Source organism: Pseudomonas sp. Irchel 3E19 (assembly GCF_900187585.1).
Taxonomy (GTDB): Bacteria; Pseudomonadota; Gammaproteobacteria; order Pseudomonadales; family Pseudomonadaceae; genus Aquipseudomonas; species Aquipseudomonas baetica.
Map to the genome: position 1 here is coordinate 140069 of NZ_FYDT01000008.1, position 23855 is coordinate 163923.

At 59.4% G+C, this 23855-nt stretch carries 23 protein-coding genes; 10 read left to right on the top strand and 13 right to left on the bottom strand.

The genetic code is table 11. From position 1 onward, the window contains the following. Positions 1–124: 124 nt before the first annotated feature. A complete protein-coding gene (locus CKW18_RS07680; RefSeq protein ID WP_095188288.1) occupies positions 125–430 on the bottom strand; it encodes a chaperone modulator CbpM in 306 nt (101 codons plus the stop codon). A 23-nt stretch (positions 431–453) separates the two neighbouring features. Then, entirely contained in the window at positions 454–1404 is a 951-nt protein-coding gene (locus CKW18_RS07685) for a DnaJ C-terminal domain-containing protein (protein ID WP_095126127.1), read from the bottom strand. A 292-nt stretch (positions 1405–1696) separates the two neighbouring features. Between CKW18_RS07685 and CKW18_RS07690 the strand changes: the two genes are divergently transcribed. Further along, positions 1697–2971, top strand: a complete 1275-nt coding sequence (locus CKW18_RS07690) for an Hsp70 family protein (RefSeq protein ID WP_095188289.1) — start codon at positions 1697–1699, stop codon at positions 2969–2971. A 134-nt stretch (positions 2972–3105) separates the two neighbouring features. Here CKW18_RS07690 and CKW18_RS07695 read toward each other — a convergent pair whose 3' ends face one another. The 4 genes from CKW18_RS07695 to CKW18_RS07710 all read right to left on the bottom strand — a co-directional run bounded on the left by CKW18_RS07695 (position 3106) and on the right by CKW18_RS07710 (position 7481). Then, positions 3106–4119, bottom strand: coding sequence for an AI-2E family transporter (locus CKW18_RS07695; RefSeq protein WP_095188290.1), 1014 nt, complete (start codon positions 4117–4119; stop codon positions 3106–3108). A 204-nt stretch (positions 4120–4323) separates the two neighbouring features. Next, entirely contained in the window at positions 4324–4629 is a 306-nt protein-coding gene (locus tag CKW18_RS07700; protein ID WP_095188291.1) for a PsiF family protein, read from the bottom strand. Between the two features lie 123 nt (positions 4630–4752). After that, on the bottom strand, positions 4753–6342 hold the full coding sequence (locus CKW18_RS07705) for a hypothetical protein (protein ID WP_141233087.1): 1590 nt from the start codon (positions 6340–6342) through the stop codon (positions 4753–4755). A 356-nt stretch (positions 6343–6698) separates the two neighbouring features. Beyond that, positions 6699–7481, bottom strand: coding sequence for a helix-turn-helix transcriptional regulator (locus CKW18_RS07710; RefSeq protein WP_095188293.1), 783 nt, complete (start codon positions 7479–7481; stop codon positions 6699–6701). Between the two features lie 96 nt (positions 7482–7577). On the opposite strand from CKW18_RS07710, the gene CKW18_RS07715 reads away from it, so the two are divergent. Continuing rightward, on the top strand, positions 7578–8465 hold the full coding sequence (locus CKW18_RS07715) for a DMT family transporter (RefSeq protein WP_095188294.1): 888 nt from the start codon (positions 7578–7580) through the stop codon (positions 8463–8465). 120 nt (positions 8466–8585) lie between these two features. Here CKW18_RS07715 and CKW18_RS07720 read toward each other — a convergent pair whose 3' ends face one another. Further along, entirely contained in the window at positions 8586–9464 is an 879-nt protein-coding gene (locus tag CKW18_RS07720) for a triacylglycerol lipase (protein ID WP_095188295.1), read from the bottom strand. Between the two features lie 235 nt (positions 9465–9699). Between CKW18_RS07720 and CKW18_RS07725 the strand changes: the two genes are divergently transcribed. Continuing rightward, positions 9700–10230 carry a bacterioferritin gene (locus tag CKW18_RS07725; protein WP_095188296.1) on the top strand — a complete coding sequence of 177 codons (531 nt, stop codon included), beginning with the start codon at positions 9700–9702 and terminating at the stop codon, positions 10228–10230. Positions 10231–10372: 142 nt separating this feature from the next. On the opposite strand, the gene CKW18_RS07730 is transcribed toward CKW18_RS07725, so the two are convergent. After that, a complete protein-coding gene (locus tag CKW18_RS07730; protein WP_095188297.1) occupies positions 10373–12448 on the bottom strand; it encodes an AsmA family protein in 2076 nt (691 codons plus the stop codon). Between the two features lie 385 nt (positions 12449–12833). Here CKW18_RS07730 and CKW18_RS07735 point away from each other — a divergent pair, with 385 nt between their 5' ends. The 7 genes from CKW18_RS07735 (at position 12834) to CKW18_RS07765 (ending at position 18187) form a co-directional block, all read left to right on the top strand. After that, on the top strand, positions 12834–13169 hold the full coding sequence (locus tag CKW18_RS07735; RefSeq protein ID WP_095188298.1) for a hypothetical protein: 336 nt from the start codon (positions 12834–12836) through the stop codon (positions 13167–13169). 171 nt (positions 13170–13340) lie between these two features. Then, a complete protein-coding gene (locus tag CKW18_RS07740) occupies positions 13341–13973 on the top strand; it encodes a TetR family transcriptional regulator (protein ID WP_095188299.1) in 633 nt (210 codons plus the stop codon). A gap of 300 nt (positions 13974–14273) precedes the next feature. Continuing rightward, positions 14274–14774 (top strand): urease accessory protein UreE, encoded by a 501-nt coding sequence (ureE, locus tag CKW18_RS07745; RefSeq protein WP_095188300.1) that lies wholly within the window; start codon positions 14274–14276, stop codon positions 14772–14774. Further along, positions 14771–15445, top strand: a complete 675-nt coding sequence (locus CKW18_RS07750) for an urease accessory protein UreF (RefSeq protein ID WP_095188301.1) — start codon at positions 14771–14773, stop codon at positions 15443–15445. The genes ureE and CKW18_RS07750 overlap by 4 nt, the downstream gene beginning before the upstream one ends. Positions 15446–15468: 23 nt before the next feature. Continuing rightward, entirely contained in the window at positions 15469–16083 is a 615-nt protein-coding gene (gene ureG / locus CKW18_RS07755) for an urease accessory protein UreG (protein ID WP_095188302.1), read from the top strand. A gap of 27 nt (positions 16084–16110) precedes the next feature. Then, entirely contained in the window at positions 16111–16683 is a 573-nt protein-coding gene (locus tag CKW18_RS07760; protein WP_095188303.1) for a HupE/UreJ family protein, read from the top strand. 370 nt (positions 16684–17053) lie between these two features. Further along, positions 17054–18187 (top strand): AGE family epimerase/isomerase, encoded by a 1134-nt coding sequence (locus CKW18_RS07765; protein WP_095188304.1) that lies wholly within the window; start codon positions 17054–17056, stop codon positions 18185–18187. Positions 18188–18282: 95 nt separating this feature from the next. Here CKW18_RS07765 and CKW18_RS07770 read toward each other — a convergent pair whose 3' ends face one another. The 5 genes from CKW18_RS07770 to livM form a co-directional block, all read right to left on the bottom strand. Further along, complete coding sequence (locus tag CKW18_RS07770) at positions 18283–19188, bottom strand: cation diffusion facilitator family transporter (RefSeq protein ID WP_095188305.1); 906 nt, start codon at positions 19186–19188, stop codon at positions 18283–18285. A 174-nt stretch (positions 19189–19362) separates the two neighbouring features. Further along, positions 19363–20127 (bottom strand): SDR family oxidoreductase, encoded by a 765-nt coding sequence (locus CKW18_RS07775; RefSeq protein WP_095188306.1) that lies wholly within the window; start codon positions 20125–20127, stop codon positions 19363–19365. An 841-nt stretch (positions 20128–20968) separates the two neighbouring features. Then, positions 20969–21685 carry an ABC transporter ATP-binding protein gene (locus tag CKW18_RS07785; RefSeq protein ID WP_095188307.1) on the bottom strand — a complete coding sequence of 239 codons (717 nt, stop codon included), beginning with the start codon at positions 21683–21685 and terminating at the stop codon, positions 20969–20971. Continuing rightward, positions 21682–22554 (bottom strand): ABC transporter ATP-binding protein, encoded by an 873-nt coding sequence (locus CKW18_RS07790; protein ID WP_095188308.1) that lies wholly within the window; start codon positions 22552–22554, stop codon positions 21682–21684. The genes CKW18_RS07785 and CKW18_RS07790 overlap by 4 nt, the downstream gene beginning before the upstream one ends. After that, the gene (gene livM / locus CKW18_RS07795; RefSeq protein ID WP_095188309.1) at positions 22551–23852 is read right to left on the bottom strand and encodes a high-affinity branched-chain amino acid ABC transporter permease LivM; all 1302 of its coding nucleotides are present in this window, start codon (positions 23850–23852) and stop codon (positions 22551–22553) included. Before livM ends, CKW18_RS07790 begins: the two co-directional genes overlap by 4 nt. Between the last annotated feature and the right edge of the window lie 3 nt (positions 23853–23855).

A 23855-nucleotide genomic window follows, 5' to 3' on the forward strand; every position in this document is an offset into this window, starting at 1 on the left:
AGATCAAAAGATCGCAGCCTGCGGCAGCTCCTACACGTATCGCGTCGAATGCAAAGTTTATGAACGCCGCAGAACCCTGTAGGAGCGAGTCTGCTCGCGAAGAGGCTGGATCAGACAAGCGAAACTATTCGACCACCAACCGCCCCAATCGCTGGCGCAGCATGCGGTTCTCCGCGCGCAGTGCCTGCACTTCTTCCAGCAGATTCAACGCCAGCGCGACGCCTTCCCACTCCAGGTCCAGATCGCGCCGCAGCTTGGCGGCGCGTTTGGCCAAGGCCAGTTCGTAATCGGTGAAGCGCCATTCCCGGGGCTGCGCGCCCTGAGGTTCGAGGATGCCGTGTTCGACGATTTCGATCACGTAGACGTCCGACAAATCGGCCGCCTCACAGAATTCTGCCATGTCCAGTTGAACGATCAGGGGGCTGCTCATGATGGGCTACTCCGTCGTCGGGTTCAGAAGTTCTCTCGCGGATTGAAGGCGGCTTTCTTCGCCAGTTCCTGCCACAACGCCTTGACCTCATCGTCTGCGGCCTTCGGCATCACGGCCTTGAGCTGTACGAACAGATAACCGCGCTCGCCGGCCTTGTTTTTCAGACCATGGCCCTTGGCGCGCATGCGCTGACCGTTCTGGCTGCCGGCCGGAACCTTGAGGTTGATCTTGCCGGTCAGGGTCGGCACGGCCACTTCAGCACCCAGCGCCAGTTCCCACGGCGCCAGCGGCAGCGTGATGATCAGGTTTTCGCCTTCGACATCGAATTTCGGATGCGGCGCGAAACGAATCGTCAGGTACAGATCGCCATTGGCACCGCCACCCACGCCCGGAGCGCCCTGGCCTTTGAGGCGGATACGCTCGCCGTCGGTCACGCCCGCCGGGATCTTCACGTTCAGGCTCTTGCTGGTGTTGCTGACGTGCTGGCCGTTGGCGTTGTATTGCGGCACCTGAAAGGTGACCTTCTTCGATTCGTTCGAGAGCGTTTCCTCGAGGAAGATCGGCAGTTCCATTTCCACGTCTTGCCCTCGGCGCCCTGCACTGCGTTGTTGCCGACCTTCGCCGCCACCGAAACCGGGGCCACGATTGCCGAAGATCGAACTGAAGAAGTCCGAGAAGTCGCCGGTGTCGCCACCGCCGCCGCCAAAACCGCCACGGCTCTGCCAGCCCGGTGGCCCCTGGAACGGCTGACCGTGCTGGCCATAGCGGCGCAGCTCGTCGTATTCGGCGCGTTTGTCGGCGCTTTTCAGCGCTTCATAGGCTTCCGAGGCGTCCTTGAACTTGGCCTCGGCGTCTTTTTCCTTGCTGACATCGGGGTGGTATTTGCGCGCCAGCTTGCGATAGGCCGCCTTGATGGCCTTGTCGTCTGCCGTCGGCTCCACACCGAGTATCTTGTAATAGTCTTTGAAGTCCATTGAAGGAATCACCATCCGTTATCGATTTCGCGCCGCTGCCAGCATGCGCCGATTCGCGCGTGCCGGGTTGACCGATCTCAAGTTTGTGACCGGGTGGCGCAGCAGAAGTTTATCGGCAGTGGGCGACGGTTCTTGCGACCGCCGGTATGCCTGCCGGCCCATGCCAGCAAGTTTGGGGCGAAGCGGCGACTTTCAACCCAGTCTAGTCGCGAAATAGCTGATGACCGGCCTTCGAATCTGCCGCGCACTGACATACACTGCGCGGCCGTTTTTTGACCGGAACCCGAAAGACATGAATAACGCCTCTCCAGCCCGTGCCTGCGGCATCGACTTCGGCACGTCCAACTCCACCGTCGGCTGGCTGCGCCCCGGCATGGACACGATGATCGCGCTGGAAGACGACAAGATCACCCTGCCGTCGGTGGTCTTCTTCAACATCGAGGAACGCCGCCCGGTCTACGGTCGCCTGGCGCTGCACGAATACCTGGAAGGCTACGAAGGCCGCCTGATGCGCTCGCTGAAAAGCCTGCTCGGGTCCAAGCTGATCAAGCACGACACCAGCGTGCTCGGCACGGCGATGCCGTTCAAGGACTTGCTCGGCCTGTTCATCGGCCAGCTCAAGAGCCGCGCCGAAACGGCTGCCGGTCGGGAGTTCGAGCAAGTGGTGCTGGGCCGTCCGGTGTTCTTCGTCGATGACGATCCGCTGGCCGACCAGGAAGCCGAAGACACGTTGGTGGAAGTGGCACGCAAGATCGGCTTCAAGGACGTGTCGTTCCAGTACGAACCGATTGCCGCGGCATTCGACTACGAGTCGACCATCGAAAAGGAAGAGCTGGTACTGATCGTCGACATCGGCGGTGGTACCTCCGACTTCTCGCTGGTGCGCCTGTCGCCCGAGCGTCGCGGTGTGGATAACCGCCACGACGACATCCTCGCCACCGGCGGCGTGCACATCGGCGGTACCGACTTCGACAAACAACTGAGCCTGCAAGGCCTGATGCCGCTGTTCGGCTACGGCAGTCGCATGAAGAGCGGCGCCTACATGCCGACCAGCCACCACATGAACCTGGCAACCTGGCACACGATCAACTCGGTGTATTCGCAGAAATCCAGCCTGGCGCTGGGCAGCATGCGCTACGACATCGAAGACACCGGCGGCATCGATCGCCTGTTCAAGCTGATCGAACAGCGCGCCGGGCACTGGCTGGCGATGGAAGTGGAAGAAACCAAGATCCAGCTGACCCACGCCGACAGCCGCCACGTGCCGCTGGACCGGATCGAGCCGGGGTTGAGTGTGGAACTCACGCGGGCGTTGTTTGAGTCGGCAATCGATGCGCTGCTGGAGCGGGTCCGCGGCAGTGTCACGCAGCTGTTGAACGATGCGAATGTATCGGTGGCGCAGGTGGATACGGTGTTCTTCACCGGCGGTTCCAGCGGCATACCGGCGCTGCGCAACAGCGTTTCGGCGATGTTGCCGAATGCACGGCATGTTGAAGGGAATATCTTTGGCAGCATTGGCAGCGGTTTGGCGATCGAGGCGATGAAGCGCTACGGTTCGATGGCCTGATCCAGAATCGGCGGCGCGCCCTTCGCGAGCAGGCTCGCTCCCACACTTTGAGCGCATTCCTTCAGTTGAAATGCGATCCACTGTGGGAGCGAGCCTGCTCGCGAAGAGGCCGCTCAAACACTACAAAATCTGAATCAAACCATCCCGCCCTGCTTCAACTCACTCTTCAGATACGCATAATAAATCGGCCCCGCCACCACCCCCGGCAGGCCGAATGCGGCCTCGAACACCAGCATCGCCAACAGCAACTCCCACGACTTGGCACTGATCTGCCCGCCGACAATGCGCGCGTTGAGGAAGTATTCGAGCTTGTGGATAAAAATCAGGTAACCCAGCGCCGCCAGCGCCACCCAGATCGACAGCGACAGGCCGACGATAGTGATCAGCGTGTTCGATATCAGGTTGCCGATCACCGGCAACAGGCCGAGCAGGAAGGTCAGCACGATCAGGGTCTTGGTCAGCGGCAGATGAATGCCGAACATCGGCAGGATCACCGCAAGAAAGATCCCGGTGAAGAAGGTGTTGAGCAGGGAAATCTTGATCTGCGCGAAGACAATGTTGCGAAACGCCTGCACCAGCAGGTGCAAACGGTCGAACAGCGCGGCGGCCAGTGGTTTGCGCTTGGTGACATCAGGTATGCGCTGCAAGGCGATGATCGCGCCGAGCACCATGCCGATCAGCAGCGTCACGAACATGTGCGCCGCGTCCTTGCCCACCAGTTGCAGGTCGGCCAGGTGTTTGCTCGCCCACTCGCCAATCGCTACGCGAAACTCCGCAGCGCTGGCCGGCAGGTAGGCATCGACGAACGGCGGCAACTGACCGCGCGCACGGTCGACCACGCCCATGAATTTGTCGAGTGAAGCCCCGGGGTTTTCCGCCTCGTGCAAGAGGAAACTGATCGCCCCGGCGAAGATCAGCGCCAGCACACTGACCACCAGCGTTCCCAACAACGCCACCGCCAGCCAACGGGCACGCCGCCCTTCGATCAGCCGTTGCAGTTGCGGGGTGAGCATGTTGACCAGCTCGAACACCAGCAACCCGGCAAGCAGGCTGGGCAGTAAGCGCAGCGGCAGTACCAGCAGCAAACCGCCGAAAATGATGATGCAACTGACCCAGAACACAACATGACGCTCAGAAAACGTTGGCATACAGCCTCAAAACGAACGGCGTAAAAGGATGGGCAGTCTGCCAGCGATCCGGGGGGAGCACTAGGGATATGCAGGGGCGGAGAGTGTTGTCGCGCTCAATGGCCCCTTCGCGAGCAGGCTCGCTCCCACAAGGGGTACGCCTTTCAATGTGGGAGCGAGCCTGCTCGCGAAGAGGCCGGCCCGTTCACCACAAATACTTACTGATTATTTTTTCTTCAGGCATTCACTCATGAAGGTCTTGCGCGCATCGCCGGCCAGCGCCTTGGTTTTCGCATCGGCATTGCAGGTCTTCATCTTTTCCTGCTGTGGCGTAAGGGCCTTGGCATCGTTGGCTGCCGGCGCTGCCTTGAGGCAGGTGCTCATGAACGTTTTGCGCTCATCGCCTTTCAGACTCTTGGCGGTTGCATCGGCATTGCACGTCGTCATTTTGTTCTGTTGCGCCGTGGCGGCGAAACCTTGGGAACACAGGAGCAGACCAATCATCAACAAAGGGGCACGCAACATCTTCATGGAGTTTTCTCCTGGTCGCCGCACCGATGGATGCGGCCTCGCTGTGAAGTGTAGACAAAGGCTGTTACACATCACCAGTGGGCCAGATCTCAAGAACGCCTCAGGCGTTTCTCCCAGCGAGGATCATGGCGTAGCGTTGTCATCCGGCAGGAAGATTGCCTTGAAACGCTCATATGCAGCGCTTCGCCGCTCGATCACCGACAGTGGCACCTTCTCAAAGGAAACGGGCACCTCGCCCGGCATATGATAAGTGGAGCCCAGCGTACCCAGGGAGATCCACTCGGCGTAGCCGTTTTTGTGCATTTTGCTGACCTTAAGTTCCCGGATCGTACTGTCTTCAACGACGGCTGGAAGCCTGGCAGGCCCCGGCGCGGTATCGTTGATGAAACTGTACTCTGCGACAGCAGGGCCTGGTTCCAGGGTCTCGAGAGGGGGCAACTTGAAATTGAACTTACCGTTGTCAACCGTGTGGGCTGCCGGGAACTCAACCCAGGAATCGGCGACGACCAGGTCGGAGGGTTTTCCGTGAAGATCACCGATCAGCACATACTGGTGGTCAACTTGTGAGCCTCCGATTCCAGGCCCTGTCGCCTGGACGATGTGAATCGGGGAGGTTCTCGGTTGACTGGCAAGAATCGAAAACACCACTTTGGAGTTTTCCGAACAGTTGCCACTTTTAATCTCAATGGCTTTTTGCGCATGTTCGGCAATGCTCATATCGGCAGTGAATTCCTGGGTCACCGCATTGAATTTTCGAAGGTTCTTGACCTTCGCAATGCCCGCCCCGCCTTTCTCAAAAATGCTGGGCAACTGATTACCCGACATCGGCAGCAGCTCCCTGGCGCGATAGATAGCACGCTGTGCCTGTTGCAGGCTGGACATCACTTGCGCTGTCACCTCGGTTGGCGCTTGCCGCTGCGGTGGCGCATCGGTGCCGTGCCCCCGAAACGTTTCACGCAGCTCCTGTAATTCTTCCGGAATCGCCCGTGCCTCTCGGGTGGCGAGTTGCAATGAATCGTAGTCGTCGAACCGCCCGGTCTGCTGCAGATTGCGCGCATAAGCGCCCAGGTTCCTTTCGAACTCGGTCAGCGGCACCAGTCGTTCTGCGGTGAACATGCGTTCAGTCAGTGCATCGAACTGCTCGGGCGTCATCAATCTCTGCAGATCCGGCAACGCTTCCACGCTCTTTATCGTCTGTTGGCTGGCGTCCCAGTCTGCGGCCAGGTTGGCCTGCGCCAGGGCATTCCAGAGAAAGTTGTCTTTCGGGTATTCCTCAAGCCATTGCAAACCGCGCAAAAAATCGAACCGTTCAAAATCCGCAGTGTTCGAATCAAATGCCATGTCGACAACATCCTTGTAACGAACGCCGATTTCTTTCAGTTGCGTCGCCTCCCCCACATACGGATACCAAAGCCTGCTGTCCGGATCCTGTAAGAGAATCGGGCCGGAGGCGACTGTTTCCCTCAACAACTTGGCACGGTATTGCCCCAGAGCCGGGTCCATGACGACATGAACAATTCCGAGATTTTCGACGTCGACGTACTGTCGGCCATTGAGCGTTCGTAAACCGTCGGCATCAGCTGTCGGTAACTTCGCAACCTTGGGAATCTTGTAATCGCTCATAGGACGCGACACGGATGCCGCTGCCGGTTGCCCGCTGCCGAGGTTCAAATCGCCGATCGTCACCGATGATTCAACTGTGGGCACATTCACATCAATGCCCCCGGGAGTGTGGCTCGTCCCCGGCGTCGGTGGCCGGCTCGATCCCGGAAAAACATCGACCGTGATACGGGGCGGTGAGTCGGGTCGTGGTACCGGACTTACAGGGCGCGAACCTGGCGCATGGGCATCGACTCTAACGGTGCCATTGGAGGGGGGTCTGCGAATCATCGGGTTTCATCCTTGTCGTACTGCTGCGGCTACATGCCGGGTGATTTCTCGACGGTTTTACAGCGCCCTCTCAGAAAATTCCCAAACAATGTTATGCAGCACTTTTCGCCGTGCAGACTTCGCAATCGCTGCAACGGCGCAAGTGACAAAAACCGCTGACTTTTCAAGAAACCAACCAATCAAAACATATTGTTTCGGCGGTAGTGCTCAGGTGTGCACCCGGCCTGACGGGCAAACATCGCGATGAAGGCCGAGCCGCTGCTGTAGCCAAGATCAAAGGCGATCTCCTGCACGCTGCGCGATGTTTCCAGCGCTTCGATCGCGGCGAGATAACGCAGGCGCTGACGCCACTCACCGAAACTCATGCCCAATTCACGCACGAACTGCCGCGCCAACGTGCGCTCGCTCACATGCACCTGCGCCGCCCAGTGCGCCAGCGGCTGGTTATTGCCCGGTTCGGCCTGGAGGGTTTCAAGAATCGCCAGCAATCCCGGGCTGCTCGCATACGGCAGATAACACTCATGCACCGGCGCCTGTCGCAGTTGATCAACCAACACCTGCGCCAGTCGCTGATCGGCGTCGAGAGCAGGAATCTTCACATCGCGCGCGGCGAAGTCTCTGAGAATCGCTTTGAGAATATCGCTGATCGCCAACGTGCAGGCGCGCCCGGGCAACTCGGCGCAGACCTTGGGGTCGAGACACACCGCGCGATAGTTGACCGGTTGATGACTGTAGAAACTGTGCTCGACCTGCGGCGGTACCCACACCGCGTATTGCGGCGGCGACATGAAACGGCTGCCGTCGACGTCCATGTGCAGCACGCCGTGAGCGGCGTACTCCAGCGTGCCCCACGGATGGCGGTGTGGCGCGGCGAATTCGTGGGCGTTGAAGTCGGCGTAGCGAAAGTACACCGCCGACGGCAGTTCGCTGAAATCCAGCAGATCGATGTGTTTACTGTTCATGCTGTCCGGTTTCAGAGGCAGGTTGTCTGGTTCGAAGTATAGGGCTGCATCCAGACAGGGGATAATCACGTTTCATCAACGTACTGGTTTCAACGCATGCAATACGCTTTTCCTCTGCTGGCGATTTTTATCTGGGCCGGCAATACCGTGATCAACAAACTCGCGGTCGGTGCGATCTTCCCGGCCGAGATCGGTTTCTACCGCTGGCTGCTGGCGGGTCTGTTGTTCACGCCATTTATGCTTAAACAGGTGATCGCGCACTGGCCGCAGATTCGCCCCAACCTGGGCAAGATTTTTGTCCTCGGCGTCCTCGGCATGGCGGTGTATCAGAGCCTGGCCTACTTCGCCGCGACCCTGACCACGGCGACCAACATGGGCATCATCCTGTCGCTGATGCCATTGATGTCGCTGGCCATGGCGATCATCAGCCTCGGCCAGCGCCTGACGGCCGGTGCGCTGGTTGGCGCGGTATTGTCGTTCGCCGGAGTGTTGGTGGTGGTGTCGTCCGGGAGTCTCGGCGCGCTGCTGCAACACGGGGTGAACCTGGGTGACGCGATGATGCTGATCGCCACTCTGGCCTATGCGATTTACAGCACCTTGCTGAAAAAATGGCAGCTGCGTTTACCACCGCTGGTGTTGTTGTATTTGCAGGTGCTGGTAGCGATTGTGGTGCTGTTTCCGCTGTACGCCGCTTCACCGAAAACCGGGCTGACGCTGCAGAACATTCCGCTGGTGCTGTATGCGTGCCTGCTGGCTTCGATGCTCGCGCCCTTGGCGTGGATGCAGGCGGTGCAGCGTTTGGGGCCGAGTCGGACGACGCTGTTCTTTAATTTGCTGCCGTTGATTACCGCGCTGATTGCGGCGGTGGTGCTTAAAGAACAACTGGCGATGTATCACCTGGTCGGCGGTTTGCTGACTTTGGGTGGGGTGATTTTGTCTGAGCGCTGGACCACCGTGCTGGGCCGCCGGGCCAGCATTGCCTGATCAGGCCTCATCGCTGGCAAGCCAGCTCCCACAAGGATTGGGTTGTTCGCAAAATCTGTGTTCAACACAAAACCTGTGGGAGCTGGCTTGCCAGCGATGAACGATAACCTGATGGAACTGTTAGACCCCCGCAGCTTTTAGCCGCGCCGCATGCTCGACAAACAGCCGCACCGGATCGGCGCCCTTGCCGACCAGCCCCAGCGACTGGTTGACGATGTCGAAGTGATCCAGCGGATAGTCATCGCCAATCACCGTCCCCAGATGTGAGCTGTAACGCCCGACCATCCCGTCGCACTGCCCCGGCTCACGCACGAAAGTCTTGGCAAACAACCGACAACTGCGATTGGTCCCGTCAAACAGATTACCGCCGCGATCAGTCTTGCCCGGCTGCAACGTCCCCGACCACGAGTAGTAGCGCACGCCGTTGACCTCTTCCGGCCCGTGCCCGCCCCAAGTCTCGGGCAAGCCCTGTGGATAACGCTGATTGAACAGCGCCACCCCCTCAGTCGTCAGCGATTGGTGCGAGGCGTGGATATCCACCGGCAGTTTCGGTCCGTGGTAACCGGTTTCCAACACCGCCATCAGCCAGCCGATCAGGCGCAGCAGCGCTTCAAGGATTCGGCCCTTGACGCTGTCGGCCGGGTAGTTTTTTTGCAGATAGTCGGCCAGTTCGGAACCGTGATTGGGCCCCGCCACCGACGTTACCGAGGCCACCAGATCCGGGCGTTTTGCCGCTGCATAACGCGCCGTCAGCGAGCCCTGACTATGGCCGAACAGGTTGACCTTGGCGGCACCGGTCTCGCGCAGGATCTCCTCGATCCGCGCCAGCAATTGCTCGCCCCGCACCTCGCTGGAGTTGAGCGGCGAAACCTGCACCGCAATCACCGTCGCACCACCACGGCGCAACGCCTTGATGATCCCGTACCAATACGGATAAAGCACAAGCCGGATAAACCCCAGCATTCCCGGCACCAGCACCAGCGGATAACGCGTCGACATGGGCAAACATCCTTGTGGTCGGTGAATGGATGCAAGGCGTGCAAAACGCCCGCCAAGCATCCGCTGCAATGATGACAACTCGACGAGCAGTCTGCCGACAGCCGCTTGACGGGCCGGCGACAGGATGGCGGGAAAATCCCATAAAACTTTTTGCATCGCCCAGGACTCACAACCTGGGTAGGTGATCACGACTGTAGAGCGTGGCGCCAATCGGATTAGCCTCCAGGAGATTGAAATGAGCGACCTGCATTTGTCTGATGTTCAAACCCTGCGTGAACGCGCACGGCAACACGTGGAAAACGGCGCGGTGACCGAAGGTTACAGCGCTAACCGTGAAGAAGTGCTGCGCTTGCTCAACGAATCGCTGGCCACCGAGCTGGTCTGCGTATTGCGCTACAAACGTCACTACTTCATGGCCAACGGCGTGAAGGCCCACGTCGCCGCTGAAGAGTTTCTCGAGCACGCGAACCAGGAAGCCGAGCACGCCGACCGTCTGGCCGAGCGTATCGTGCAACTGGGCGGCGAGCCGGAATTCAACCCCGACATGCTGTCGAAAATGTCCCACGCGCAGTACGTGGCCGGCAACACCTTGAAGGAAATGGTCTACGAAGACCTCGTCGCCGAGCGGATCGCCATCGATAGCTACCGCGAGATCATTCAGTACATCGGTGAGAAAGACCCGACTACCCGGCGCATCTTCGAAGACATCCTCGCGCAGGAAGAAGAGCATGCCGATGACATGGCCGACATCCTGAACGACCTCTGATACCTGATGACTGATCGTTCCCACGCTCTGCGTGGGAACGCAGCCCGGCACGCTCTGCGTGCCTTTTTAATGCCGAACGCGGAGCGTCCGTTGAGGCGTTCCCACGCAGAGCGCGGGAACGATCGGGAGGGACGCTAAATGGTTACTTGCTTGGCTTGACGGTCACAGGTGCCTTGCCGGCCTTCATCTGCTCCAGCAGCGGCGCACACTGATTCGGCTCGCCACCGCTTGGCGCCACCAGCGCCAACAGGCCTGCCGCCGGCGCGGCAATCACCCCCAGTGCAACCATCCCCGCCCCACGCAGCAACAACGGCACGGCTTTGACCCCCGCATCCGGCTTGATGAACTTGCCGCGCACATACAGCGGTGAACGCAACGAGATCAAGCGCCAGCCCTTGGATTCCGGCGTCACCGTCAGGTCCAGTTGCTCGGTGGCCATGTTCGCCGTGCCATCGATGTAGATGATCGCGTTCTCGGTGTCGAAGACAAACAGCCGCGTAGTCGCCAGGCCAGTCTTGATATCGAAATCCGCCGCCGCGCAGTTGATCTTCACTTCCTTGTCGCCAAAGATCTTGCCGACCACGTAGTTGCCGACGTTGAGCCCGGCCAGTTCCATCAATTCACGGCTGATCGCGCCGTCGTTGATCAGCATCTTCAGATTGCCATTCGCACCGCCCAGCAGCTTGGCCACCGAGTTACCGCGACCGGTGATATCAGCATCACCATTAAGCTCACCGAAACTGGTTTTCATCGGCTCGAAGGTCGGGAACAGCTCCTTGAGCTTGAACCTGCGCGCCGTCAACTTCGCCCGGCCTTCCAGCGGTTCGGTGCGACCGTTGAGGCGGATCTGCGCGTCCAGATTGCCGCCAGCCACGCCAAAACGCAGCGGCTCCAGGCTGAGTTCACCATCGTTGAGTTTCAGATGGGTATAAAGGTCAGTGAACGGCAATTTCTCGCTGTGGACGATGCGCTTGCCGGTGAACTCGACATCGGCGTCCATCGCACGCCAGCGGTCAGTCTTGAATTCTTCCACCGGCAGCACTTTGTCCGCCGGTTGCTTGCTCTCGCCGCCACGGGCCTTTTGCTTGTCGTTGGAGTCGGCGCCGATCAATGGCGCGAGGTCGGCGAACAGCAGTTGATTGGACAGCAGCGCGCCGCTGAGTTTTGGCCGTGGCTGGCTGGCGACGTAGGTCAGGTCACCATGGATGTCGCTGCCGCCGATCTTGCCGTTGAATTTCTCATAGGTGAATTTCGCCCCGGCCTCGTCATGCAGCTTGGCGATCAAGTGGCCATCGGTGGAATACGGCGGCGTGTCCGGCAGGGTCACACCGGTCAGCGGGTAAAGGTTGCCGAGGCTGGCGCCGGCCAGTTTCAAACGCAGGTCGAGGGCGCCAAGGTTGAGTGGATCGGTCAAGGTGCCGGCCAGCTCGATGCTGGTGTCGCCGATTTTCGCCTGGGCCTGCAGCGGGAACGGTTTACTCGCGTCCTGCAAGGCCAGGAGCCCGCCGATCTTGCCTTGGCCGGTGAGATTCTGGCCGTGGTACTGACCTTTGACCTTCAAGGCAAAAGCATAGTCCTGCAGTGCGCCGCCGTTGTCCTGCGCGGTTTTCGCCACTTTGTCCCCGACTATCTCGCTGAAAGGAATCGGCTTGCCCAGCGGATCGATCAGCACATCAAGATTGGTTTTAAGCGTCTGGTCATCAAGGGTGACGTGGCCCTTGTCGAACTTGATGGCGCCGATATCGACCACCCAGTTCGACGGCTCGGCATTCGGATCCTTGGGATCGAACTTGAACGTCCAGTTGGCGCGGCCGTCGGCCAGGCGCTGCAACTCGGCGTTGGGTTCGGTCAGGTCGATGCGCGGAATCACTACTCGTTGCGCCAGCAAGGCCAGCGGTGAAATACGCAGTTCAACGCGTTTGAGCGTGACCATCTGCGGTTTCTTCGACCAGTCAGGATTGCCCAGGCGCAAATCCTCGGCGACCACATGCGGCCACGGCACCCAGGCACGCCAGCCGCCCTCATCCGGCTCGCGCTGCCAGATCACTGCGAGGTTGCCGTTGATGGCAAACGGTCGGTGCAGTTCTTGCGAAACTTTGGCATTGAGCGGCGGTTTGATTCGGTTCCAGTCGAAGAACACGATGATCAACACCAGTACCGCCAAGAGCAGTACGAGGATGGCGAAGGTCCAGCTGAAGATTTTCCCGGTGCGCGTCATGCACAAAACTCCTGATCACCACTGCACGCCGAAAACCCGGCGCACAGCTGAAACGGCGGGCCAAAGCGGCCCCTATGAAATCTGTGACTGGCAAAAGGCCCGCAGGTTTAATCGAAAGGCAGATTCCGCCGCAAAAAATCACGCTAATTCTGACTGATCGGTCGAACAGCGTTACCGCCCCCCGCACTTTTGCGAGGCACGAGTGGGTCGAAAATACCCACTGCGGTGCAAAAGCACATCTCTGAAAGGCCCGGTCTAGAGCCTCCCGCCAGAACAATCAATTCTGTTGATTATTACCATTGCGTTTATGAACTTTCATATCGACTTATCGAGAGTAGCATTGCCCTCGTACCCACTTTATCGCCCTCCCAAGGAGCAACCCATCATGAAACGCCAATTACTGCTCAGCCTTACCCTGTCGATGCTAGCCAGCACTGCTTTCGCCCTGCCCGCTGCCGACCAGGCTACTCCGCAAGTAAAAGACAGCCACTCGGTGTTCAGTCAAACCCTCGCCGAAGACGGTTATGACAAAACTCCACAAGGTCAGACCCTGGCTGAAGATGGCTACGACAAGACTCCACAAGGTCAACTTGCCGAAAACGGTCGCAACCGCCTCGAAGAAAAAGGTCTGGTCGAAGACGGCTACGACAAAACCCCACAGGGTCAACTCGCCGAAGGTGGTGGTGACCGTGTAATCGAACGCAACAGCGCCTTGAGCTAAGCCCATGGCGGCCCGGAAAAAAAGCCCAATCAGCGGATTGGGCTTTTGACTTTCCAGCTGTTGCTATTAATAAGTCGTTATTTCCCCGCTGCATCCCCCGCTGCCGTTCGACGCCGATAAAGCCGATTTGCTAGAGTGCGGCGCTTGTCTTGTCGAAGAACACACCTTGCGATGCTGCCCCGCGCCGAACAGAAGCAACAGACCCGCAACGCCCTGATGGACGCTGCCCGCCACCTGATGGAAAGCGGCCGAGGATTCGGCAGCCTGAGCCTGCGCGAAGTGACGAAAACCGCCGGCATCGTGCCCACCGGTTTCTACCGGCATTTTGCCGATATGGACGAGCTCGGTCTGGTGCTGGTCAGTGAAGTCGGCCAGACCTTCCGCGAAACCATCCGCCTGGTGCGCCATAACGAGTTCGTCATGGGCGGCATCATCGATGCGTCGGTGCGGATCTTTCTCGATGTAGTCAGCGCCAACCGCTCGCAGTTTCTGTTTCTCGCTCGCGAGCAGTACGGCGGTTCGCTGCCGGTTCGCCAGGCGATCGGTCGTTTGCGCGAGAACATCAGCTCCGATCTGGCCGCCGACCTGACGATGATGCCCAAGCTGCAGCATCTGGACGCGGAGGGTCTGAGCGTAGTGGCGGATCTGATCGTCAAATCGGTGTTCGCCACCCTGCCGGACATCATCGACCCGCCGGCCGAAGCCTTGCCGGAACATCTGACGCCACAGGCGAAGATCACCCAGCAACTGCGCTTCATCTTTATCGGGCTCAAGCACTGGCAAGGGCTCGGCAGTACCGAGTAACCCTCCTCCCTCCAAATAGTCATACATCTCCTGTGGGAGGGGGCTTGCTCCCGAATGCAGTGTGCCCGTCGAAACATGCCTGCCTGAGACACCTCTTTCGGGAGCAAGCCCCCTCCCACAATTGGATCAGCGTCACGGCCTCCATTTGGTGCATGTAAAAATCTTCATGCACCAAAACCTCTCAAATCTCCGCAACATTTCGAAACATACACTACGATCCGACAGGGATTTCCTACATCTCGTCCGATTGGCAAGCCCCTTGCTCTAGCCTGAGTATTGTCCACTGCTGGAAGCTTTCCGATGCTGGTGATTCATCGCAGAATCGACCCTCAACCCGTCTGGGCCGCCGAGTTGCACCTGACCTTCGAAGCACGAAGCAAAAGCCGTTTGCGCTGTTTCAGTGCCGAGAACGAAGACGTCGGGTTGTTTTTGGAGCGCGGTCAGCCACCGTTGTATGACGGCGAATACCTACAGGCTGAAGACGGCCGGATCGTCCGCGTCTGCGCCCGCCCCGAGCAACTGCTGCACGTCACCTGTGCCAATGCTTTCGAACTGACCCGCGCCGCCTATCACCTGGGCAATCGCCACGTCGCCCTGCAAGTCGGTGACGGCTGGCTGCGCCTGCTCGACGACTACGTGCTCAAAGCCATGCTCGAACAGCTTGGCGCACAGGTCGAAGCGATTGAAGCCCCGTTTCAGCCGGAACACGGTGCCTACGGCGGCGGCCATCACCATTCGCGGCACGGCGACGAAGACTTCAACTACGCGCCCAAACTCCACCAGTTCGGCGTACGCCTGTGAATCCGGCCTGGGCGCTGCTGCGCCTGGCCAGTCCGCAATTGCCGATAGGCGGCTACAGCTATTCGCAAGGTCTGGAAATGGCGGTGGATAACGGCCGCGTGAACAACCCGGACAGCGCCAGGCGCTGGATCAGCGATCAACTGCTGCTCAACCTCGCCCGCTTCGAGGCGCCGTTGCTGCTTGCCCATTGCCTGGCCGCTGCCGAGGAAAACTGGGGCGAACTGCTGCAGATCTGCGAAACCCACCGCGCCAGCCGCGAGACCCGCGAGCTGCATCTGGAGAGCCGGCAGATGGGTTATTCGTTGCAGCAACTGCTCAACGGCTTGCCTGAACTCGACGCACCGGCACGCCACTTCCTCGATCAATGCGCCGAGCCGCACCTGGCCCTCGGCTGGGCTCTGGCGGCCCGCGCCTGGGGCATCAGCCCGCAGGACGCCCTCGCCGCGTGGCTGTGGAGCTGGCTGGAAAACCAGCTCGCCGTGTTGATGAAAACCCTGCCGCTGGGCCAGCAAGCCGCCCAGCGCCTGACCAGCGAATTGCTGCCGCTGCTGCAACAAGCCCAGCAGGACGCCACCCGAATCAACCCCGAACACATCGGCAGCGCTGCGTTCGGTCTGTCCCTGGCGTGCATGGCCCATGAGCGCCAGTACAGCCGACTGTTCCGTTCCTAGGGCCTGTTATTTTGGAGAAGCATATGAACACACAACCTCTGCGCGTCGGCATCGGCGGCCCGGTCGGTTCCGGCAAAACCGCGTTGACCCTGGCCCTGTGTCTGGCGCTGCGCGAGCGCTACAACCTCGCCGTAGTGACCAACGATATCTACACCCGCGAAGACGCCGATTTTCTGGTGCGCAACGAAGCGCTGGCGCCGGAACGGATCATCGGCGTGGAAACCGGCGGCTGCCCGCACACGGCAATCCGCGAAGACGCCTCGATCAACCTCGAAGCGGTGGATCAACTGAACCGGCGCTTCCCGGGGCTGGATCTGATTCTGGTGGAGTCCGGTGGCGACAACCTCTCGGCAACCTTCAGCCCGGAACTGTCCGACCTGACCATCTACGTGATTGACGTCTCGGCCGGCGACAAGCTGCCGCGCAAGGGCGGGCCCGGTATCTGCAAGTCCGACCTGCTGGTGATCAACAAGATCGACCTCGCGCCGCTGGTAGGCGCCTCGCTGGAAATGATGGACAGCGACACCAAACGCATGCGTAACGGCAAGCCGTTTGTGTTCAGCAACCAGAAAACCGGTCAGGGTCTTGAGCAAATCATCGCCTTCATCGAACGCCAGGGCCTGCTGAGCGCAGCCTGATTCACTTATCAACAAGGAAGCTTACCCATGACACTCAAACGCATTCTTGGCGCCGTGGCGCTGCTGCTGACCCCGGCGCTGGCCTTTGCTCACCCGGGCCATGGCGATAGCGGTTTGATCGCCGGTATCAGCCACCCGATTGGCGGACTCGACCATTTGCTGGCGATGATTGCCGTCGGTTTGTGGGCGGCTCAGCAACAAGGCGCGGCGCGTTGGGCGCTGCCATGTACGTTTGTCGGCACCATGCTGATAGGCGGCATGCTCGGTTTTGAAGGATTGGAATTGCCGGCACTGGAAAGCGGGATTGCTGCGTCGGTGTTGGCGTTGGGCCTGGCCGTAGCGCTGGCAGCGCGTCCGCCGCTGGTGATGGCGGTGGCGGCGACGGCATTGTTTGCGTTGTTCCATGGGGTGGCGCATGGGCTGGAGTTGCCGGACATGTCCAGTCCTTGGGCGTATGCCGCAGGCTTTGTGGCGGCGACTGCTGCGCTGCATGCTGCCGGTTATGCGGTGGTTCGCTTTCTGCCTCAGGCTGCGGCGCCATTGGTGCGTCTTGCAGGCGCGGCGTCGGCGATGACTGGGGCCTGGTTGTTGGCCGGCTGATTTTTTAGCGCCTGTGCTGGCCTCTTCGCGAGCAAGCCCGCTCCCACATTGGATTTGTGCCGTATACAAAACCTGTGGGAGCAGGCTTGCTCGCGAAGGCGGCCTGACAGACACCGTCTCTCTCTGGCCGTGCTCTCCCACATTGGATTTGTGCCGTATACAAAACCTGTGGGAGCGGGCTTGCTCGCGAAGGCGGCCTGACAGACACCGGGTCTCTCTGGCCGTGCTCTCCTACATTGGATTTGTGCCGTATACAAAACCTGTGGGAGCGGGCTTGCTCGCGAAGGCGGCCTGACAGACACCGGGTCTCTAAAGCCCGCTGCTCTGCTACCATGTCGCGCAATCGCCCCTGCCGTGACGACGTCCGCCAATGCCCCATGCTTCCCGCTCCAACTCCCTGCCTGAATTGACCGCCCTGTTCAGCGACGTGCAGCAGCACTTCGTCAACGTGATCGTGCCCCTCTGGCAAGGCCCGGGCTGGAACGCCGACATGGCGTTGCCTTATGAAGCGCTGGACGCCGCGCATCAACCATTGCCACCGCAACGCTATCGGGCGATGGCCTGCGCGCGGCAGCTGTACCTGTTTTCCAGCCTGATCGGGGTTGTGGATAACGCCGAAGTGCGCGCGGCGGCGCTGTTCCGCTCCCTGCAACGACATTTCCACGACGCCGAGCACGGCGGCTGGTTCTACAGCATCGATCCACAGGGCAAACCGCTGGATCAGCGCAAGGATCTCTACACCCACGCGTTCATCCTGTTTGCCTGCGCACATTACTGGGAAAAGTCCCGTGAGCCGCTGGTGGAGTCGACGCTGAACGCCGCGCTGGAAGTCATCGGCCGACGCTTTGCCACCGGTGACGGTTTATACGAGGCCTGTCTGGATCGTGACTGGATCACCCTGGAAACCGGCCCGCTGCAAAACCCGTTGATGCACTTGGCCGAAGCCTTCCTCGCCACCCTCGCCGTGCGTGAAGACGCGGCGACGCAACAGGCTTTGCTCGAGTTATGCACAGCCATGCACAAACGCTTCGTCGACCCACAACATGGCGTGTTGATGGAGAAACCGCTGGGCGCTGTGGATAACTGGTACGAGCCGGGGCATCAGTTCGAGTGGTATTTCCTGCTCGAGTCTTCGCCGTTGTTGCGCGGCTCGAAACTGCATACGGCGCTGGATCGGGCGTTTGCGTTTACTGAACATCACGGCGTGGAACAACCGTCAGGCGCGGTGCGGGCGATGCTCGATCTGAGGCAGGATGGGCAGCCGAAGGATTCGGCTCAACGAATCTGGGCGCAGGCGGAATATTTGCGTGCGCTGACCTTGCGTCAGGGCAGCGAGGCGTTGGTATTGCGTCAGTTGCAGGCATTGCAGCAGCGTTTTCTACATGCCGGTGGCTGGCATGAATGCCGGGATGAGTTGGGTGAGGTGAGTCGCAAGGACATGCCTTCTACTACGCCGTATCACCTTGCGACTTGCTATAGCGGCCTGGCTGAATATTTGCGCTGACCGCTACACCGCTTTCGCGAGCAAGCCCGCTCCCACAGGAGAATGCATTCCAAATGTGGGAGCGGGCTTGCTCGCGAATGGCCGTTACACGATCTCTAGGCAATCCACTTTTTGTCGCCGGTAAAACTGATCGTCAACCAGCGCGCTGCGTCCGGTTTGCCCAGCTTCATCGAAATCTCCTCACGCAACGCGTCCAACTGACCGACGCTGCTCAGCGAATAGTCCGCCGGCAACACCACATGAATCTCGATAAACCGTGCCCGTCCGTGTTTCTGCACATACGACACGTAATCATCGAAACCATGCTCGACCTTCGCCGCCTCCATCACCTGACGTACCTGCTCATCCAGCGTATCCGGGGCGATACCCAAAACATCACGCAACGCCGGACCAAGAATCTTGAACGCCGGTGGCAGCATGGTCAGGGCCAATACGATCAGGATCAGCGGATCGACAAACTTCGCCCACTCGCCATAGCCCTGGGACTTGAGCAGCAGCGCCGCGAGGAAACTGATCAACAGGCCAACCGAGAGCATCGCATCCACCAGCCAACTGATGTTGTCGAACTGGATCAGACTGGATTTGAGCTTGCGATTGCGCCGGCGCACATAGAAGAAGTAGCCGAACTCGACCACGGTAAACACTGCCGCGTAGATGATCACCAGGCCCAGTTCGATCTCGCGGCCACCGTTGATGATGCCGAACACACCGTTGAGAAACGCGTAGATGGCGATCAACAGCAGGAAACTGCCTTCGATCAGCAGCACCATCGGCTCCAGATGCCAGAAGCCGAACTGGAAGCGGTGATTACTTTCCTTGGCGATCAACCTGGCAGTGATCAGCATCAGGACTTTGATGAATGTGGCGATCAGCGAAAAAAAGCCATCGAACAGGATGGATTGGGAGCCGGAAACAAAACCGGTGACGATCCCGGCGATCGCCACGGCGAACATCAGGATGGTCGATTGTTTGAGCAGCGACTGCTCACCTCGGTTACTCACTTTAACTCCTCGAAAAACCTTGAAAACCGCAGGGTGCGGTGGGGTTGTTGCGAGAGGAGTTTACCTTATCGCCATGTTTTGACCGTTTTGGCCTCTTCGCGAGCAGGCTCGCTCCCACGTTGAAACGCATTCCAATGTGGGAGCGAGCCTGCTCGCGAATGCCTCAACCCGGTCTTAAGCCTTGTTACGCTCGATGGCAAAACCCGCCCAGGTCTGGCTCACCGGCATCAACTCCAGGCTGTTGATGTTGATGTGCGCTGGCGTATTCATCACCCAGAAAATCGTTTCGGCGATGTCCTGCGGCTGGATCGGCTCGGCACCGGCGTAGGTCGCGTTGTAGCGCTCCTGGTCACCGGCAAAGCGCACCAGCGAGAACTCGCTCTCGCACAGCCCAGGCTCGATGTTGCTGACCCGCACGCCCGTGCCCTGCAAGTCGCAACGCAAGTTCAGCGAGAACTGTTTAACAAACGCCTTGGTCGCGCCATACACGTGGCTGCCCGGGTACGGATAGTTACCGGCGATGGAGCCGAGGTTAATGATGCCGGCGCCACGGCCATGAGCGATCAGGCGCGGTAGCAGCAAACGCGTCGCGTACATCAGGCCTTTGACGTTGGTATCGACCATGGTGTCCCAGTCATCCAGATCGCATTTCGGCGCAGGATCCACACCCAGCGCCAGCCCGGCATTGTTGATCAGGCCGCGCAGCTTGGCGAACGATGGCGGCAGGTTGGCAATCGCCTCCTCCATCGCCTTGCGGTCACGCACATCGAACACCAGACCATGCACTTCAGTCTGCTTCGACAGTTCGGCGCACAGCGCGTTGAGGCGTTCTTCACGACGGCCGGTCAGCACCAGTTTCCAGCCAGCCTCGGCGAAACGACGGGCACAGGCTTCGCCAAAACCGGACGTCGCGCCGGTGATAAACAGGGTGTTGGACATCGTGTTCTCCTTGCTTCGGCCACCGGAGCAGCCCTTGGAATAGAAAATCAGCGGCCAGCATGCCCGGCCCCGCAATCACCGGCAACTCTTCTAACCTGTATAAAAAACAACCAATCGCGGCAACGCTATGTCTGGCGTGGCCTGTAGCCATGTGCACGCACGTTATCCACAGTCCCTTCCACAGTTTCCGGGGGCAAGTGGAAACGCGCAAAGCCGCGCCACACAAGGCTTTGCGGCGCAAATGGAAAGTTTTTTGCTTGACCCTGAAGTGGCAGATGTGCGGGACATGGCATTTTGCACGACCCGGCAATCACCTCAGTGATTGCGCGAGGCCAGTAATTACGGCCCTGAGCGCGGTCTTTCCAGAGTTTAATCACAGACTTATCCACAGGCTTGCCTCCCTGCAATTACCTGTTCCGGGGTGACTATAAAAAGGTTGACAACGATGCGTATCGCTATCGTAAAAACGCTTGATCAAAAAACACCCGCCACGCTACAAGCCACGGTTTAAAAGGCCTTCAGCCAGCTACTCCCACGTTATTCACAGCCAGCTCCACAGCAAACGGGGACAAGTCAAAACTGTGCAAAAACAGCCATTTGCAGCGTCTATATGTCGCGCTTTGGCAGGTAGCGGAATTTGTTTTCCACAATTTCAAAATCCGCTTGATGTCATGGCTGGATTCCATGTAGGAGCTGCCGCAGGCTGCGATCTTTTGATGTTGTTTTTAAAGATCAAAAGATCGCAGCCTGCGGCAGCTCCTACAGGGGGTCTGAGGTGAATTACGGATGTAGAAAAGCCCCGGGACTTGCGTCGCCGGGGCTGTGTGTATCTGGGGATCAGTCAGTGCCCGCCCAGATAGGCGTTACGCACCTCCTCGTTCACCAGCAACTCCTTGCCGGTGCCGGTCAGGCGAATCTCGCCGTTGACCATCACATAGGCCCGATCCGACAGCTTCAACGCATGGTTGGCGTTCTGCTCGACGAGGAAAATGGTCATACCGGTTTTCGCCAGTTCACGTAGCGTCGCGAAGATCTGCTTCACCACGATCGGCGCCAGGCCCAGGCTCGGCTCATCGAGCAGCAACAACTTCGGCCGACTCATCAATGCGCGGGCGATGGCGAGCATTTGCTGCTCTCCGCCGGACATGGTCATCGCTCGTTGGTTACGCCGCTCTTCCAGCCGCGGGAACAGCTCGAACATCCGTTGCATATCCTCTTTGGCGTACTTGTCGCCAATCGGAATGGTGCCCATCAGCAGGTTTTCCTCGACGGTCATGTCAGGGAACACCCGCCGGCCTTCCGGCGACTGGGCGATACCGTTGGAGGCGATGTAGTGCGAGGACTTGTGGGTAATGTCGACGCCTTGATAAAGGATCTGCCCACTCGCCGCCCGTGGCTGGCCAAAGATCGACATCAGCAACGTCGACTTGCCCGCACCGTTGGAGCCGATCAGGCTGACGGTTTCGCCTTCGTTGATCTGCAGCGAAACGCCCTTGAGGGCCTGGATCGGGCCGTAGAACACGTCCAGGTTTTTCAGTTCGAGGATCGGTTGGCTCATACCAGTTCCTCTTCGTCTGCGCCCAGATAGGCCGCGATCACTTTCGGATCGTTACGGATGGCTTCAGGCCCGCCTTCGGCGATAACGACGCCGTGGTCCAGCACCACGATGTGGTCGGAAATGCTCATGACCATACCCATGTCGTGTTCGATCAGCACCACGGTCAGATCATGCTCGTCGCGCAGCAGCCGGATCATTGCGCTCAGCGCTTCGGTTTCCTGAGGGTTGAGGCCGGCGGCCGGTTCGTCGAGGCAGATGATCTGCGGCCGCGTGCACATGGCCCGGGCAATCTCCAGACGGCGTTGCTGGCCGTAAGAGAGTTCACCGGCCAGACGGTTGGCGCAGTCCACCAGATCGACCACTTCCAGCCAGTAGAACGCGCAATCGAGCGCGTCGCTTTCGGCCTTGCGATAGCCCTTGGTGTTGAGGATGCCGGCGAGCATGTTGCGGTTGACCCACATGTGCTGGGCCACCAGCAGGTTTTCCAGCACCGACATTTCCTTGAACAGGCGAATGTTCTGGAAAGTCCGCGCCAAGCCTGCACGGTTAACCAAGTGAGTCCCACCGAACATCTTGTAGTACATACGACTGAGGAAGGATTTCGGCGAAACAAAATCGGTCGGTTTGAACGACTCACCCAACAACTGGATAACGTTAGTCTGCTGGCCACGCACGTTGAGTTCGATCTTGCCGCCAGAGGCCTTATAGAACCCGGTCAGGCAGTTGAACACCGTGGTCTTGCCGGCGCCGTTGGGGCCGATCAGGGCGAAGATCGAATTGCGTTTGACCTTCAGGCTGACATCGCTCAAGGCCTTGATGCCGCCGAAATGCATCATCAGTTTTTCAACAGAGAGTACGACTTCACTCATGGCGCAGTCCTCTCATAGTGAATGGCACCTTTGCGTGGAGTGACCCCGGTACGGCTGATGCGAATCAGCCCGCGTGGTCGCCAGATCATCATCAACACCATCAGGATGCCGAACAGCAGCACGCGATACTCGGCAAAGCTGCGCAGCAGTTCCGGGGCGACGGTCAACACGAAGGCTGCGATCACCACGCCGATGGTCGAACCCATGCCGCCGAGCACGACGATGGCGAGGATCAGCGCCGATTCGAAGAAGGTGAACGAGGTCGGGTTGACGAAGCCTTGATACGTGGCAAAAAACACCCCGGCCAGACCGGCAGTCGAGGCACCGATGGTGAACGCCGAAAGCTTCACCAGTACGTGGTTCAGGCCCATCGAACGGCAGGCAATCTCGTCTTCACGCAAGGCTTCCCAGGCGCGACCGACCGGCATTTTCACCAGACGATGCTTGATGTACAGCACGGCCAGTACCACCAGGAACAACACCGCGTAGATGAAGTAATACTTCACGTCCGGGTTGTAGGCGATGCCGAAGAACTCGTGAAACGGCACCCCGCCATCCTTGGCCCGCTTGCCGAATTCCAGACCGAAGAACGTCGGCAGTGGCGCCGGCATACCGTTCGGGCCACCGGTCAGGGACAGCCAGTTGTTGAGGACCAGGCGAATGATTTCACCGAAGCCCAGGGTCACGATCGCCAGATAGTCGCCGTGCAGGCGCAGTACCGGGAAACCGAGGATGCAGCCGGCCAGCCCCGCCGTGATCGCCGCCAGCGGCAGCACCGTCCAGAAGCCCAGGCCGAGGTATTGATAACCGAGCGCCAGACCGTAAGCACCGATGGCGTAGAACGCCACGTAACCGAGGTCGAGCAGACCGGCAAGACCGACCACGATATTCAGCCCCAACCCGAGCAGCACGTAGATCAAGCCAAGGATGACCACGCCCAGCAGGTAGGAGTTGGAAACGAACGGCACCGCCACAGCAATCACAATCAGCAGCGGGATGATCCAGCGCAGGCTTGATTTGTGATCGGCCGGCAGCACATGCACACCGGAGCCGGTGCTCTCGAATCCGTCGAGAATCTTCAGGCCCTTGGGCGTTTGCAGAAACAGGCTGAGGGCAAACCGGCCGACCATGACGATGCCGATAATCCACGCCACGCGGGTCGTCTCGAGGTTGAAGCTGTAACCGTCGAGCACGACGCCGACAATCGGGCCGAATACGATCAGGGCAATCAGGCCGGCCAGAATCGCCTCAACCAGGCTTTTTTTGATATCGATGTTTTTTTGAGTGGTTGAAGACATCGC